Here is a 13,798-nt window from a genome sequence, read left to right as displayed (position 1 = left end):
CTGAGCGGGTCTTACTTCAGCGATTGGCCGCGGGTTTCAGGCATGCGGATGAAGGTGATCAACGTGATCACGGCGCCAGCCAGCACGTAATAGAAGAACCAGCGCTCCATGCCCTTGCTCTGCAACCAGGTCAGCAGGTAGGGGGTGGTGCCGCCCAGCAGCGCCACGACCAGGTTGTACGGGGTGCCGATGCCGACGGCGCGCACGCTGGTGGGGAATTGCTCCGACATGATGGCCGGCGCGATCGACGTGTACATGGCGTACAGCACCAGGCCGAACAGTTCCACGGCCAGGATCGAGCCGAACGACGGGCCCAGCGTGGTCATCAGCGGGTAGAAGAACACCAGGTAGCCGGCGGCGAAGAAGATCAGCTGCGGCTTGCGGCCGATGCGGTCGGACAGCATGCCGAACACGGGCTGCACCAGCATGAAGACGATCAGCGCGACGGTGTTGGCGGCGAACGCGACCTGCGGATCGGCCTTGACCTGGCGGATGGCGTAGGTCGGCACGTAGGCCACGAAGATATAGAAGGCGAACGTCGTCAGGATCGAGAAGCCGACGATGCGCAGCACTTCACGCGGATGCTCGCGCAGCAGGGTGCGCAGCGGCTGCTTTTCGATGCCGGCCTTCTTGGCGTGCGAGAAGGCCTCGGTTTCCGGAATCGCGCGGCGGATCCACATGCCGGCCAGGCCGCCCAGCGCGCCCAGGAAGAACGGGATGCGCCAGCCCCAGTCGGCCATTTCGGCCTTGGTCAGGGTCGAGGTCAGCAGCCAGCCCACGGCGGACGCGGCCAGGATGCCCACGGCGGCGCTGAAGAAGACGAAGCTGGAATAGAAGCCGCGCTTGTTGGGCGGCGCCATTTCCGCCAGGAAGGTCGTGGCCGAGGCATACTCTCCGCCCAGCGACAGGCCTTGCAGCAGGCGCGCGGCGGTCAGCAGCAGCGGCGCGGCCAGGCCGATGGTGGCATAGGTCGGGGTGACGGCGATGATCAGCGAGCCGCCGGCCATCATCAGGATGGTCAGGCCCAGCGCGGCCTTGCGGCCGTAGCGGTCGGAGAAGATGCCGAGCACCCAGCCGCCGACCGGGCGCATGAAGAAGCCGACGGCGAAAATGCCGAAGGTGGCCAGCAGGGCGGTGGTCTCGTTGCCATCGGGAAAGAACTGCTTCGAGAAGAAGATGGCGAATGACGCATAGATGGTCCAATCGAACCATTCCACCGCATTGCCTACACTACCGGCCAGAATCGTGCGGGCGCGCGACACGGGCGCGGCGTTTGCCCCCTGCGTGGCGCGCAGGGTTGCGGAAGGGGTACTCATAACGTCCTCGGTTTTATTTTTGGTCAAATAGACCGTTAAATTTTGTGTTTTTATCAATGCGCGAACGTTAGATTAATGAATATGGTCACGTCAAGTAAGGGTAAGCCCCTAATGCCGGCGCTCGATGACACCGATCTGGCCTGCCTGATCGCCCTGCAGGCCGACCCGCGCGCCTCCTGGCGCGAGCTGGGCGCGGCCACCGGCATTGCCGAGCGCACGGTGGCGCGCCGCATCAAGCGGCTGATGGATGCCGACGCCCTGCGCGTCATCGCCGAGGCCGATCCGCTGGCCACGGGCCGCGGCGTGGTGCTGCACGCCTGGGTGCGCTGCCGCTCGGGCCGCGTGGCCGAAGCGGCCGAGGCCCTGGCGCGGCTCGGCATCACCCAGCTGGTCGTGACGCTGGCCGGCACGGCCGATCTGATGGCGGAGCTGACGCTGGCGGATGCCGCCGACATGCCCGACGTGGTGACGCGCGTGCTGCCGTCCATCGACGGCGTCGAGCAGGTCGAAGCGCGCTTGGTGCTGCGGCCGTTCCGCCGCGCCGGCCAGTGGCGCATCCAGGCCGACGGCGCGGCGCCCGAGGCGCCGGATCCGGCCAGCCAGGCCCCGCTGGCGCTGACCGAGCCCGAGCAGCGCATCGTGGCCCATCTGATGCGCGACGGCCGCGCCAGCCTGGCCGAGTTGTCGGCCCACGCCGAGGTCAGCGAGCCGACCGCCCAGCGCCTGTTGCAGCACCTGGTCGAGCGGCGCGCGCTCAGCTTCCGCGTGGAGGTCGAACCGGCCCTGGTGGGCTTTCCGGTCGAGGCGGTGATCTCGGTGCAGGTGCGTCCGCAGGTCGTCGACGCCCTGGCCGCGCACCTGGCGCTGGATCCGAACACGCGTTGCCTGTTCGGCACCAGCGGCGCCTCGCAGTTGTTCTGGCATGTGCTGTGCCGCGACAGCCTGCACCTGTGGGACGTGGTCACGCGCAGGCTGGGCGAGCTCGATGGCGTGCTGGCCAGCGAGGTGGGCGTGGTGATGCGCGCCTACAAGCGCTGCGGCATCGTGCGCGAAGGCGCGCGGCTGGGCGCCGACGCCGCCTGAGCCTGCCGCGGCAGGAAACCCGACGCGCGTGGCGCGCCGGGCTGTCGCGCCTCAGGCGCCGAGATAGGCGCGCGCCAGCGTCCCATCCGCGGCGATCTCGCGCGCCGTGCCGTGCGCCGCCACGCGGCCGGATTCCAGCACGTAGGCGCGGTCCGCCAGCGACAGGGCCAGCGCCGCCATCTGGTCCACCAGCAGTATCGTCATCGATTCGGCCCGCAACCTGTCCAGCGCTTCGAACAATTCGTCGATGATCTTGGGCGCCAGGCCCAATGACGGTTCGTCCAGCAGCAGGATCACCGGCTTGGACATCAGCCCACGCGCGATCGCCAGCATCTGCTGCTCGCCGCCGGACAGCAGGCCGGCGCGCTGGTGCTGCCGCTCGCGCAGGCGGGGAAAGCGCGTCAGCATCTCCTGCACCCGGGCTTCGCGATCCGCCGGATGCAGGAAGGCGCCCAGCCGGATGTTGTCGAGCACGCTCAGGTCGGGGAACACCTGCCGCCCCTCGGGCACCAGGACCAGCCCTCGCGCCACGATGCGGTCCGCGCTCAACCCCTGCAATTCCTGTCCTTGCAGGTGCATGCCGCCCTGAGCGGGTCGATGCAGTCCGGCCAGGGTGCGCATCAGCGTCGACTTGCCGGCGCCGTTGGCGCCCAGCAGCGCCACCATTTCGCCCTCGCGGACCTGCAGGTCGATGCCATGCAGCACCGGGTTGGCGCCGTAGCCCGTGGTCAGGCTGCCCACGCCCAGCACTTCCGGCGCGACGCGGGAAGCGGCCGGACGCGCGCGCGCCGCGGGGGCGTGTCGCGCCGCGTCGTCGCCCAGATAGGCCTGCCGCACGGCCGCGGACTGCTGGATCTCGCCGGTGGATCCCTGCGCCAATTCGCGCCCCGCGTCGATGGCGACAACGTGGTCGGACACGCCCATCACCAAGGCCATGTCGTGCTCGACCAGCAGCACCCCGGCACCGGCGTCGGCAATGCGCCGCAGCAGGGCCGCCAGCCGGGTCTTGTCCTCGCGTGACAGACCCGCCGCAGGCTCGTCCATCAACAGGATGTCGGCGTCGGTGGCCAGCGCGCGGGCGATCTCCACCAGCCTGCGGTCCACGTGCGCCAGGTCGGCGGCCGGCGCATCGAGCGCGCCCTGATAGCCGCAGAAGGCCAACAGGGCGCGGGCGCGCTCGCGTGCATCGGACGACAGATAGCGGCGCGCGGCCAGCAGGCCCCCCAGCCGGCCGCGCAACAGGCCCAGCGCCACGTTATCCTCGACGCTCAGGGTGTCGAACAGTTGCGAGGTCTGGTAGGTGCGCGCGATGCCTTCGCGGGCCACGCGGTAGGCGGGCAGGCCGGCCAGCGGGGTCGCGCCCAGCGCGACGCTGCCGCGGGTCGGCTGGTAATAGCCGCTGAGCATGTTGATGACGGTGGACTTGCCGGCGCCGTTGGGACCGATCAAGGCGGTGACGGCGGCGGGCGCGACCTGGAACGATACGCCTTGCACCGCGCGTACGCCGCCGAACGTCATGGCCAGCGCGTCGGCGCGCAGGACGCGCCGCGCCTGGCCAGTGGCCGCCAGTCCGCCCTGGCGCGGCGTCAGCCGGGGCTGCGCGCCGCGTCGTCGCCAGCGGGCCAGGAGGCCCGCCGCGCCGTCGGGCGCGGCCCACAGTACCACCAGCAGGAAGGCGCCGAAGAACAACAGGCGATATTCCTCCAGGCTCGACAGCAGTTCGGGCAGCAGTCCGACCACCACCGCGCCCAGCAACGGGCCCGCCAGCGAGCCGGCGCCGCCGATGGTGACGGCCAGCACGAACAGGATCGATTGCATGAAGTTGAAGTTGTGCGGCGTGATCATGCCGGCCTGCGGCGCATACAGGCCGCCCGCCAGGCCCACCACCGCCGCCGACACCATGAAGGCCACGGCCTTCACCAGCAAGGGGTTGATGCCGATGGATTCGCTGGCCGTCTCGCTGTCCTTGACCGCGCGCATCGCCGCTCCCCAGCTGCCGCGCGCAAGCAGGGCATAGCCGGCCAGCGCGGCGAACACGGCCACGATCGCGAGCATCGCCACGCCGCGGTCGCCGCCCAGCCCGCCGAGCGCGGGCTGGGCAATGCCCATCAACCCGTTCTGGCCGCCGGTGAGCTCGCCACCCTCGACCAGGGCATGTTCCACGATGAAGCCGAAGGCGATCGTGATCATCGCCAGGTAGGGCCCCTGGACCCGCAGCGCCGGCAGCGCCAGCAGCAGCCCGAATGCGCCCGCCACCAGCGCGGCCGCGGGCCACGCCAGCCAGAAACTCCAGCCCGCCTGGCCGGTCAGGATCGCCACCGTATAGGCGCCGATGGCGTAGAACGCGGCATGGCCGAACGACATCTGGCCGGTCAGGCCCAGCAGCACGTTCAGGCCGATGCCGGCCAGCGCCAGCAGGGCCACGTTGCCGATTACGAAAACATAGTAGCCATTGACATAGGCCGCCAACGCCAGGCTGGCGATGGCCAGCAGGACATAGACAGCCAGCATCGGCCGCAACAGCGCAGATTGCCTGGCCATCAGACTTTCCTCACGGCCGCGCGGCCGAACAATCCGTTGGGCCGCATGGCCAGAATGGCGATGACCAGCGCGAAGCTGATGATCTGGGTGTAGCCGGAACCCAGCGCGACGGTGATCAGCCCTTCGGCCACGCCAAACAGCAGGCCGGCGAGCATGACGCCCCAGGCGCTGGTAATGCCGCCGAGGATGGCGACCACGAAAGCCTTCAGGCCGAACAGCGTCCCCATGTCGGCCTGGACGTTGAACAGCGGCGCGACCAGCGCGCCCGCCACGCCCGCGAACAGGGTCGAGACGGCAAAGGCCGCCATGATGGCGCGCCGCACCGGAATGCCCATCAGCCGCGCGGCGTTCGGGTTCTGCACCACGGCCAGCAGCGCCACGCCCCAGCGCGTGCGGCGCGACAGCGCATGCAGGGCGGCGGCCAATGCCAGTCCCACCAGGGGAATCAGCAATTGCAGCGGATAGACCCCCAGGCCCAGTCCGCCGATTTCCAGCGGCGCTTGCGCCAGCGGGGATGGCAAGCTGCGGGGCTCCTTGCCGAAGGTGAACATCACCAGGTTGTCCAGCACGATGCCAAGGGCCACCGTCGACATCAGCCAGGCGTTCGAGCCGCGGCTGGCGAATGGCCGCACCGCCAGCCGCTCGACCACCAGGCCATACAACGCGCACAAGGCCAGCGCGAGCGGCAGGGCGGCCAGCAGCGGCCAGCCCAGCGTCTGCGCGAAGGTATAGGTCAGCACCGCGCCCAGCATCATGGAGCTGCCCTGGGCGAAATTGACCGTGCCGGACACGGCGTAGGTCAGGTAGAAGCCCAGGGCCATCAGCCCATACATGCTACCCAGCCCCAGGCCGCTGACGATGGCGGACATCCACAGCATGCGTGTCTCCCCGGCGCCTATTGCGCGCCCTTGACGGGCAGGATGCGGTTGTCGACGAAGTGCGTCCACACGTAGTCGTCTTCGCGCAAGGCGTCGTGCGAGGCCGGCGTGAAAGGCTGCTCGTAGGTCTTGATCAGGCCGTCGTACTTGCCGATCTTGTAGAAGCCCTGGCGCACGGCATCGCCGTCGGTGGAGCCGGCCTGCGTGATCGCCAGCGCCGCCAGTTGCATGCCGTCATAGGCATTGGCGACGCCCACCGCCGGGGTGATGTCCTGCGGGCCCTTGATGTCCGAATATTTGGCCTTGAGCGCCTGCATCACTTTCTCGCCCACCGGCCCCTGCTTGCCGAAGAAACTGTAGGTCTGCACGAAGTGCACGTTCTTGGCGTTGGGGCCGGCCAGTTCGGTGAAGCGGCCGCCGGCCGGGCCCCAGTGCGACACCACCGGCACCTTCCAGCCCATGCGGTCCAGCGACTTCACCACCTGCGCCGACGGCCCGACGTTGCCCACCAGGAACAGTGTGTCGGCGCCCGCCGCCTTCAGGCGGCTCAGCTGCGGCGTGATGTCGAGGTCGGCAGGCTGGAATTTCTCGACGCCCGCCGGCGTGATCTTGGCGGCGGCCAACGCGGCATCCAATCCCTTTTCGTTCGATTCGCCCCAGGGGTTGTTCACCAGGATCATGCCCGGCTTGGCGCTCTGGAAGGTCTTGCGGGCGTACTGCACCATGGCGCTGTCGACGATCTCGTCCATGGCCGAGACGCGGAACACGAAGTTGGGGTTGCCCTTGTTGTGCGTGATCGCGGTGCCGGCGGCCCAGGGTCCCATGAAGGGCACTTTTTCCTGGTTGACGATGGGCACGATGGCCATCGACACCGGCGTGTCCAGGCCGCCGAACAGCACGGCGACCTTTTCCTTGTAGATCAGCTCACGCGCCGCGGCCATGCCCTTGGCCGGGTTGCCTTCGTCGTCGCGCCGCACCAGCACGACCTGGCGTCCGTCCAGCAGGCCGCCCCTGGCGTTGATCTCGTCGATGGCGATGGTCATGCCGCGCGTCAAGGCCTCGCCGGCGCGCGCCGATTCCCCCGACAGGGCGGTGATCAGGCCGATCTTGATCGGATCGGCGGCCAGCGCGGGTTGCGCGGCCAGGCCCGCCGCGAACAAGGCGGCGGCGGTGGCGCGGAGCATGAAGGAACGGCGGGTGGGACGCATCGGGGCACTCCTGGAAAAGTGGAATGGATCTTGCATGGGAGAGGTGCTGCTGCCGTTCCCGATGCAAGATCCATGCCACCCGACCCACGGGGGCATGCGCCAGGGGGAAGCCGGTGGTTTGTCGACGTTGGATCCTGTTTTTGTTTTCAAAAATCCAGGGTTTTGTTCACAATCATGCATCAGGATTTGCACCAAAATGAATCCATCCCTGCTTCAAGGCACTAATGCGGGGCTTGCCGCGCCCTGGACGCCCGCGCCGCTGGCCGGCCACGACCGCTTCGCCTACCAGCCCATCACGGAGCGCGCGGACTACGCCTGGCCGAATGGCGCGCGGCTGGCCGTCTACCTGGGGTTCAACATCGAGCATTTCGCTTTTGGCGAGGGGCTGGGCGCCGAGCTGGGCCCGGCCTCGCCGCACCCGGACGTGCTCAATTACGCCTGGCGCGAGTACGGCAACCGGGTCGGCGCGTGGCGCTGCCTGGAACTGTTTGACGCGTTGGGGCTGCCCGCGGGGGCGCTGATCAACACCGCGCTGTATGACCATTGCCCCGAGCTGGTGGACGCCTGCCTGGCGCGTGGCGATGAGCTGATCGGCCACGGTTACAGCAACGCGCATCGGCAGGGAGGGCTGGGCGAGGCCGAGGAAAGGGCGCTGCTGGAACATTGCCGCGACCGCATCGGCCGCCACGCCGGCAGCGCCCCGACCGGCTGGCTGTCGCCCTGGATTTCGGAGAGCCGCGCAACCCCGGACCTGCTGGCCGAGACCGGCTATCGCTACACCTTGAACTGGTGCCACGACGACCAGCCCACGCGCATGCGCACGCGCGCCGGCGACCTGTGGGCGATTCCCTACCCGCAGGAGCTGAACGACATTCCCATGATCATGGGCCGCAAGATGGACGCACGCGACTTTGCCGATATGATTCTCGACCAGTTCGAGGAAATGCGGCTCCAGGCGCAGCGCCAGCCTCTGGTGATGGGCATCGCGCTGCATCCTTACATCGTTGGGCAGCCCTATCGCCTGCGGCACCTGCGCCGGGCGCTGGCCCCGCTGGCGGCCGCGCGCGACCGGGGCGAGATCTGGTTTGCCACGCCCGGCCAGATCTGCCGGCACGTCGATGGCCTGTCGCCGGCGCCCGGACTGCCTTCCCGTTGATCGACCCCTTGCCTTCGTTGCCACCGAGTCCGCCATGCCTACCCGCGATCCCGCCAAATCCCGTCCCAAGGCGACGCCTGCGCGCCGCGCCGCCGCCGCCGTGTCCGAACACCTGGAGGACGCGGCTCCCGATGCCGACATGGAGCGCCGCATCTGCGAGGCGGTCTATGAAAGCGTCATGAGCCAGCGGCTGACGCCCGGCACCAAGCTGCCCGAGGCGGCGCTGTGTGACATCTTCGGCGTGTCGCGCTCCGTCGCGCGCAAGGCGCTGCAGCGCCTGGCGCACGAGCACGTGGTCGACCTGCACCACAATCGCGGCGCGGTGGTGGCCGAGCCCACGGCCGAGGACACGCGCCAGATCTTCGAGGCGCGGCGCGCGCTGGAAGCGGCCCTCGTGCCGCTGGCGGCCGCGCGCGCCACCAAGGCCGACTACGCCTCGCTGCGCAAGCAGTTGCGCGATGAGCACGCCTTGCTGCACCGCGCCGGCCAGCCCGCCTGGGCGCGGCAGGCCAGCGCCTTTCATGTGCGCCTGGGCGAGTTGTCCGGCAACGGGATCCTGCACGGCTATCTGGCCGAACTGGTGTCGCGCTGCTCGCTGATCGTGGCCTTGTATGAACCGCCCGGCAACGCGGCCTGCGAGCATGGCGAACACGTGCAGATCGTCGATCTGATGGAACGGGGGCAGGTGGCCGAGGCGGTCAAGATCAACGACAACCATCTCGCGGACCTGGAGCGGCGCATCAGCCTGGAGCGCCCGCAGCCCGCACAAACCCTGGCCCAGATGCTGGGAATGGCCTGACATGGATATCGACTTCGATTCAATCACCGAATACCAGCGCTACAAGCTGATGGCCAGCCTGATCGTGCCGCGGCCGATCGCGCTGATCACCACCCTGTCCGAGACCGGCGTGGTCAACGCCGCGCCCTTCAGCATGTTCAACATGCTGGGCGAGGATCCGCCCATCGTCATGGTCAGCATCAACCGGCTCGAGGACGGCAACCTGAAAGACACCGCGCGCAACATCGCCCGGGACCGCGAGTTCGTGGTGCACCTGACCGACGAGGCCATGGCCGAGAAAATGCACCGCTGCGGCGACCGCCTGCCGGCGGACGTCAGCGAGCTGGCGCATGCCGGCCTGGACGCCGCGCCCAGCCAGCGGGTGGCGCCGCCGCGCATCGCGCAGGCGCCGGTGGCGTTCGAATGCACCTTGTTCGAGACCCTGGAAACCGCCAGCCGCCAGATCTTCATCGGCCAGGTGCGCTGGCTGCATGCGCGCGACGGCCTGATCGACACGGACACCTGGCGCGTGCGGCTGCAGGAGTATTTTCCGGTGGGCCGCTTTGGCGCCAGCTTCTACGTCACCACGCGCGACCGCTACGCCATCGGCGACATGCCGGCCAGCACCGCCATCGACGAGATCTGAGCGCTCGCGCAGTGCGCGTCACCACACCGCGGCCTGCGAGCCCGGCGCGCGCAGGTGGCGGGCGAAGCGCTGCGCCAGGAAATCGACGAAGGCCAGCGTCTTGGCCGGCAGGTTCAGGCGCTCCGGGTACAGCACGTGGATGTCGGCCGGCGGCGTCGACCATTCCGTCAGGATCTGCCGCAGGCGGCCGGCCCGCAGGTGGTCGGCGGTCTCCCATTCCGACCGCATGACGATGCCGTGGCCGTCAAGGGCCCATTCCAGCGCGCTCTGGCCGTCGTTGGAACTGACCGGGCCGCGCACCTTCACGGTCTCGGCGCGCTGGCCGGACTCGAGCCGCCAGGTGCCATAGGCGACATCGTTCTCGCGCACCACGATGCAGCGGTGGCGCTGCAGCTCGCCCGGCGCGCGCGGCTCGCCGAAGCTCTCCAGGTAGCGCGGCGAGGCGCACAGCAGCCGCCGATTGGAGGCGATCTTGCGGGCCGTCAGGCGCGCGTCGGGCAGGTCGCCAAAACGCACCGCCACGTCGAAACCTTCCTCGATCAGGTTCAGGGGCCGGTCGGTCAGGCGCAACTGCACCTCGACTTCGGGGTACTGTCGGGCGAAATCCGAGACGGCCGGGGCCACGTAGGCGCGGCCGAAACCGAAGGTGGCGTTCAGGCGCAGCAGCCCCTGCGGCTGCGCCCGGCTGCTGGAGACCGAGCGCTCCAGCGCCTGCAGGTCCGCCAGGATGCGGCCGCCTTCCGCCAGATACAGCTCGCCTTCCTGCGTGACGCTGACGCGGCGCGTGCTGCGATTGAGCAGGCGCACGCCCAGGCGCTGTTCCAGCTTGGCCAGCCGCGTGCTGACCGCCGGCGGCGTCAGCCCCAGCTCGCGCGCGGCCGCGGACAGGTTGCCGTGCTTGACCAGCAGCGAGAAGAAGGCCAGGTCGGAGAGCGCATCCATGGCGTTATTTATAAATCAGATTTAATAAAGATTTAGGTATTTAGCTAATTATAAGAATGAAGTGGGCTTATACACTGGGTTGACCGACATCTAGAGCCGCCCGACGCGGCCGTCCACGAGGAGACCCACCCATGAAGATTCCCCACCTGTTGCGCAGCCTGGGCGTGCTTGCCGTCGCTTCCTGTTGGATGGCGCCGGCCGCCGCGGCCGACGCCTTTCCCCAGCGGCCCGTCACCCTGATGGTGCCGTTCGCGCCCGGCGGCAGCGTCGACATCGCCGCCCGCCTGATCTCCGACGCCTGGGGCAAGGCCCTGGGCCAGAGCGTGATCGTCGAGAACCGCGCCGGGGCCTCCGGCAACATCGGCATGGCCGCGGTGGCCCGCGCCGAGCCGAACGGCTACACGCTGGCCATCAACACCATGTCGCTGGCGATCAATCCGGCCTTGTTCCGCACCATGCCGTTCGACACCGTGCGCGACCTGCGCTCGGTCGGCACCGTCGGCACGTCGCAGCACGTGCTGACCGTGGCGCCGTCGCTGCCGGTGAACAACGTCAAGGAACTGCTCGACTACATCCGCGCGCGCCCCGCCAATGAACTGAGCTTTGGCTCGGCCGGCACCGGCAGCACCTTCCACATGGCCGCCGAGCTGTTCAAGTCGGTGTCCGGCACGCAGATGCTGCACGTGCCCTACAAGGGCGGCGGCCCGGCCATGGTGGACACCATCAGCGGCCAGGTGCAGATGAGCTTTCCGGTGTTGTCGGCGGCCAAGCCGCAGGTCGATGGCAAGAAGCTCAAGGCGTTGGGCGTGACCGGCACCGCGCGGTCGCCGCTGCTGCCGGACGTGCCCACCATCGCCGAGTCCGGCCTGCCCGGCTACGCCTTCACCACCTGGTTCGTGATCAGCGCGCCCGCCGGCACGCCGCAGGCGGTGGTGGACACGCTCAACGCCAGGCTGGCGCAGGCGCTGCAATCGCCCGAGCTGTCCGAACGCATGCGCCGCGAGGGCTTCGATCCGCTGGTCTCCACGCCCGCCGAGACCGATGCCATGGTCAAGGGCGAGATGACGCGCTGGGCCGGCATCGTCAAGGACGCCGGCATCGAGGCCAACTGAGCGCCGCCGCAAGTTTCATCGCGTCCCCGCGCGGGCGCGTCTTTTTGCAAGGAAGCACCGACATGCCCGGCATGACGCTATACGACAAACTGGTGGCCAGCCATGAGGTGGCCCGCATCGACGACGAGCACATCCTGCTGTACGTCGATCTGCACATCATGAACGAGTACACCAGTCCGCAGGCCTTCAGCGGCCTGGCCGCCCGTGGCCGCGACGTCCTGCGGCCCGGGCAACAGATGGCGGTGGTGGACCACATCATCCCCACCCACCCTGTGCCGGCCGCGCTGCGCGTGATTCCGGATGACGCTTCCTCGCGCCAGGCCCGCAACCTCAAGCGCAATTGCGACGAGCAGCGCATCGCGCTGTTCGACACCACCGACCCGCTGCAGGGCATCGAGCACGTGATCGCGCCCGAGCACGGCATGATCCTGCCGGGCATGGTGGTGCTGTGCGGCGACAGCCACACCACCACCTACGGCGCGCTGGGGGCGCTGGGCTTCGGCATCGGCACCTCGGAAGTCGAACACATCCTGGCGACGCAGACGCTGGTCTACCGGGTCGCGCGCAACATGCGCATCCGCGTCGATGGCCGCCTGGGCGTGGGCGTCTCGGCCAAGGATCTGGTGATCTACGTGGTGCACCGCATCGGCGCGCAGGGCGCGCGCGGCCACGCCGTGGAGTTCTGCGGCAGCGCCATCGACGGCCTCTCGGCGGAGGCGCGCATGACCCTGTGCAACATGACCGTGGAGGCCGGCGCGCGCGCCGCGCTGATCGCGCCGGACGCCACCACCGACGCCTATGTCGCGGCCCGCGCGCGGCACCTGGATGCGGCCGAGCTGGCGCAGGCGCGGGCCTACTGGGCCACGCTGCGCACGGATGCCGACGCCGTGTTCGACGCCGAGCATGTCTTCGACGCGGCGCGGATCGCGCCCTTCGTGACCTGGGGCACCAGCCCCGACCAGGCCATGCCGATCACCGGCACGGTCCCCGATCCCCAGGCCGAGCCGGACGCGCTGGCGCGCCTGGCGCTGGAAAAGGCCGTGGACTACATCGGCCTGCGACCCGGCGCGCCGATCGCCGGCGTGCCGATCGAGCGGGTCTTCATCGGCTCGTGCACAAACGGCCGCATCGAGGACCTGCGCGTGGTGGCCGATATCGTGCGCGGCCGCAGGGTGGCGGATGGCGTGCGCGCCATGGTGGTGCCGGGCTCGGGCGCGGTGCGCGCCCAGGCCGAGGCCGAGGGCATCGCCGCCACGCTGGTCGACGCCGGCTTCGAATGGCGCCAGCCGGGCTGTTCGATGTGCCTGGCCATGAACGACGATGTGCTGCGGCCGGGCGAGCGCTGCGCATCCACCACCAACCGCAACTTCGAGGGCCGCCAGGGCCGCGCCGGACGCACCCATCTGATGAGTCCGGCCATGGCCGCCGCCGCCGCGCTGGCCGGCCGCATCGTCGACGTGCGCGACCTGGAGAACCTGCAATGAACCAGATCATCAGCGGCGTCGCCGCGCCCCTGCCGTACTCCAATCTGGACACCGACCAGATCATGCCCAAGCAGTTCCTGCGCATCATCGACAAGGCCGGGCTGGACCGCGGCCTGCTCTATGACCTGCGCTTCGACGCCGACGGCGCGCCGCGGCCGGACTGCGTGCTGAACCAGCCCGCCTACGCCGGCGCCTCCGTGCTGGTGGCGGGGCCCAATTTCGGCTGCGGCTCCAGCCGCGAACACGCGGTCTGGGGCCTGATGCAGTACGGTATCCGCGCGGTCGTGGCGGCCAGCTTCGGCGAGATTTTCTATTTCAACGCCCTCAACAACGGCCTGCTGCTGGTGAGCCTGCCGCCGGCCGAGGTCGATGCGTTGCTGGCGCGGGTGTCCGATCCCGCCGGCAACCGCGTCGAGATCGACGCGCTGGCGGGCACGGTGCGGGCCGCGGACGGCTGGATCGGGAATTTCGACCTGCCGGCGCGGCACCGCCGCATGTTCTCGCAGGGGCAGGACATGGTGGGCGCCTCGTTACAGCAGTTGCCGGATGTGGAACACTTCGAGGCTGGCCACTGGGCCCGGCATCCCTGGATGAAAGACGTGGCGCGCCGCGTGCGCGACCGGCTCGGCCAATGAACGCCACAGACTGAGAGGC

Annotated in this window: 12 protein-coding genes; 7 read left to right on the top strand and 5 right to left on the bottom strand. The window is 69.2% G+C overall.

Features of this window, described 5'->3' with window-relative positions; genetic code table 11:
- Positions 1–11: 11 nt before the first annotated feature.
- Positions 12–1,316, bottom strand: coding sequence for an MFS transporter (locus tag H0523_RS09145; protein WP_054430765.1), 1,305 nt, complete (start codon positions 1,314–1,316; stop codon positions 12–14).
- 111 nt (positions 1,317–1,427) lie between these two features.
- Here H0523_RS09145 and H0523_RS09140 point away from each other — a divergent pair, with 111 nt between their 5' ends.
- Positions 1,428–2,399 carry an Lrp/AsnC family transcriptional regulator gene (locus H0523_RS09140; RefSeq protein ID WP_231689881.1) on the top strand — a complete coding sequence of 324 codons (972 nt, stop codon included), beginning with the start codon at positions 1,428–1,430 and terminating at the stop codon, positions 2,397–2,399.
- 51 nt (positions 2,400–2,450) lie between these two features.
- Here the strand turns inward: H0523_RS09140 and H0523_RS09135 are convergent, their stop codons facing one another.
- From H0523_RS09135 to H0523_RS09125, 3 genes are read right to left on the bottom strand one after another with little or no spacing between them, the layout of a single operon-like run.
- The gene (locus H0523_RS09135) at positions 2,451–4,940 is read right to left on the bottom strand and encodes a branched-chain amino acid ABC transporter ATP-binding protein/permease (protein ID WP_054430763.1); all 2,490 of its coding nucleotides are present in this window, start codon (positions 4,938–4,940) and stop codon (positions 2,451–2,453) included.
- Positions 4,940–5,818 carry a branched-chain amino acid ABC transporter permease gene (locus tag H0523_RS09130; protein WP_054430762.1) on the bottom strand — a complete coding sequence of 293 codons (879 nt, stop codon included), beginning with the start codon at positions 5,816–5,818 and terminating at the stop codon, positions 4,940–4,942. Before H0523_RS09130 ends, H0523_RS09135 begins: the two co-directional genes overlap by 1 nt.
- A gap of 17 nt (positions 5,819–5,835) precedes the next feature.
- Positions 5,836–7,026, bottom strand: coding sequence for an ABC transporter substrate-binding protein (locus H0523_RS09125; RefSeq protein WP_054430761.1), 1,191 nt, complete (start codon positions 7,024–7,026; stop codon positions 5,836–5,838).
- Positions 7,027–7,222: 196 nt separating this feature from the next.
- On the opposite strand from H0523_RS09125, the gene H0523_RS09120 reads away from it, so the two are divergent.
- Genes H0523_RS09120 through H0523_RS09110 form a run of 3 tightly spaced genes read left to right on the top strand, consistent with a single transcriptional unit; the run spans position 7,223 to position 9,606 of the window.
- Positions 7,223–8,182 (top strand): polysaccharide deacetylase family protein, encoded by a 960-nt coding sequence (locus H0523_RS09120; RefSeq protein ID WP_054430760.1) that lies wholly within the window; start codon positions 7,223–7,225, stop codon positions 8,180–8,182.
- 34 nt (positions 8,183–8,216) lie between these two features.
- A complete protein-coding gene (locus H0523_RS09115) occupies positions 8,217–8,981 on the top strand; it encodes a GntR family transcriptional regulator (RefSeq protein WP_054430759.1) in 765 nt (254 codons plus the stop codon).
- 1 nt (position 8,982) lies between these two features.
- The gene (locus H0523_RS09110) at positions 8,983–9,606 is read left to right on the top strand and encodes a flavin reductase family protein (RefSeq protein WP_054430758.1); all 624 of its coding nucleotides are present in this window, start codon (positions 8,983–8,985) and stop codon (positions 9,604–9,606) included.
- Between the two features lie 18 nt (positions 9,607–9,624).
- Here the strand turns inward: H0523_RS09110 and H0523_RS09105 are convergent, their stop codons facing one another.
- Positions 9,625–10,548 carry a LysR family transcriptional regulator gene (locus tag H0523_RS09105; RefSeq protein ID WP_054430757.1) on the bottom strand — a complete coding sequence of 308 codons (924 nt, stop codon included), beginning with the start codon at positions 10,546–10,548 and terminating at the stop codon, positions 9,625–9,627.
- 131 nt (positions 10,549–10,679) lie between these two features.
- On the opposite strand from H0523_RS09105, the gene H0523_RS09100 reads away from it, so the two are divergent.
- The 3 genes from H0523_RS09100 (at position 10,680) to leuD (ending at position 13,779) form a co-directional block, all read left to right on the top strand.
- The gene (locus H0523_RS09100; RefSeq protein WP_054430756.1) at positions 10,680–11,660 is read left to right on the top strand and encodes a tripartite tricarboxylate transporter substrate binding protein; all 981 of its coding nucleotides are present in this window, start codon (positions 10,680–10,682) and stop codon (positions 11,658–11,660) included.
- 62 nt (positions 11,661–11,722) lie between these two features.
- Positions 11,723–13,144: a 3-isopropylmalate dehydratase large subunit gene (leuC, locus tag H0523_RS09095; protein ID WP_054430755.1), complete on the top strand. Its 1,422-nt coding sequence runs from the start codon at positions 11,723–11,725 to the stop codon at positions 13,142–13,144.
- Positions 13,141–13,779 carry a 3-isopropylmalate dehydratase small subunit gene (gene leuD, locus H0523_RS09090; protein ID WP_054430754.1) on the top strand — a complete coding sequence of 213 codons (639 nt, stop codon included), beginning with the start codon at positions 13,141–13,143 and terminating at the stop codon, positions 13,777–13,779. The genes leuC and leuD overlap by 4 nt, the downstream gene beginning before the upstream one ends.
- Positions 13,780–13,798: the final 19 nt, after the last annotated feature.

It is taken from the genome of Achromobacter insuavis (assembly GCF_902859645.1).
Taxonomy (GTDB): domain Bacteria; phylum Pseudomonadota; class Gammaproteobacteria; order Burkholderiales; family Burkholderiaceae_B; genus Achromobacter; species Achromobacter insuavis.
The sequence above is the reverse complement of the archived record's forward strand: the minus strand, read 5'-3'. Positions and strand labels throughout refer to the sequence as shown.

What these genes read in the sequence shown, in the direction of transcription:
- H0523_RS09145 (WP_054430765.1), bottom strand. Translation starts at nt 1,316, where the DNA reads ATGAGTACCCCTTCCGCAACCCTGCGCGCCACGCAGGGGGCAAACGCC.
- H0523_RS09140 (WP_231689881.1), top strand. Translation starts at nt 1,428, where the DNA reads ATGCCGGCGCTCGATGACACCGATCTGGCCTGCCTGATCGCCCTGCAG.
- H0523_RS09135 (WP_054430763.1), bottom strand. Translation starts at nt 4,940, where the DNA reads ATGGCCAGGCAATCTGCGCTGTTGCGGCCGATGCTGGCTGTCTATGTC.
- H0523_RS09130 (WP_054430762.1), bottom strand. Translation starts at nt 5,818, where the DNA reads ATGCTGTGGATGTCCGCCATCGTCAGCGGCCTGGGGCTGGGTAGCATG.
- H0523_RS09125 (WP_054430761.1), bottom strand. Translation starts at nt 7,026, where the DNA reads ATGCGTCCCACCCGCCGTTCCTTCATGCTCCGCGCCACCGCCGCCGCC.
- H0523_RS09120 (WP_054430760.1), top strand. Translation starts at nt 7,223, where the DNA reads ATGAATCCATCCCTGCTTCAAGGCACTAATGCGGGGCTTGCCGCGCCC.
- H0523_RS09115 (WP_054430759.1), top strand. Translation starts at nt 8,217, where the DNA reads ATGCCTACCCGCGATCCCGCCAAATCCCGTCCCAAGGCGACGCCTGCG.
- H0523_RS09110 (WP_054430758.1), top strand. Translation starts at nt 8,983, where the DNA reads ATGGATATCGACTTCGATTCAATCACCGAATACCAGCGCTACAAGCTG.
- H0523_RS09105 (WP_054430757.1), bottom strand. Translation starts at nt 10,548, where the DNA reads ATGGATGCGCTCTCCGACCTGGCCTTCTTCTCGCTGCTGGTCAAGCAC.
- H0523_RS09100 (WP_054430756.1), top strand. Translation starts at nt 10,680, where the DNA reads ATGAAGATTCCCCACCTGTTGCGCAGCCTGGGCGTGCTTGCCGTCGCT.
- leuC (WP_054430755.1), top strand. Translation starts at nt 11,723, where the DNA reads ATGCCCGGCATGACGCTATACGACAAACTGGTGGCCAGCCATGAGGTG.
- leuD (WP_054430754.1), top strand. Translation starts at nt 13,141, where the DNA reads ATGAACCAGATCATCAGCGGCGTCGCCGCGCCCCTGCCGTACTCCAAT.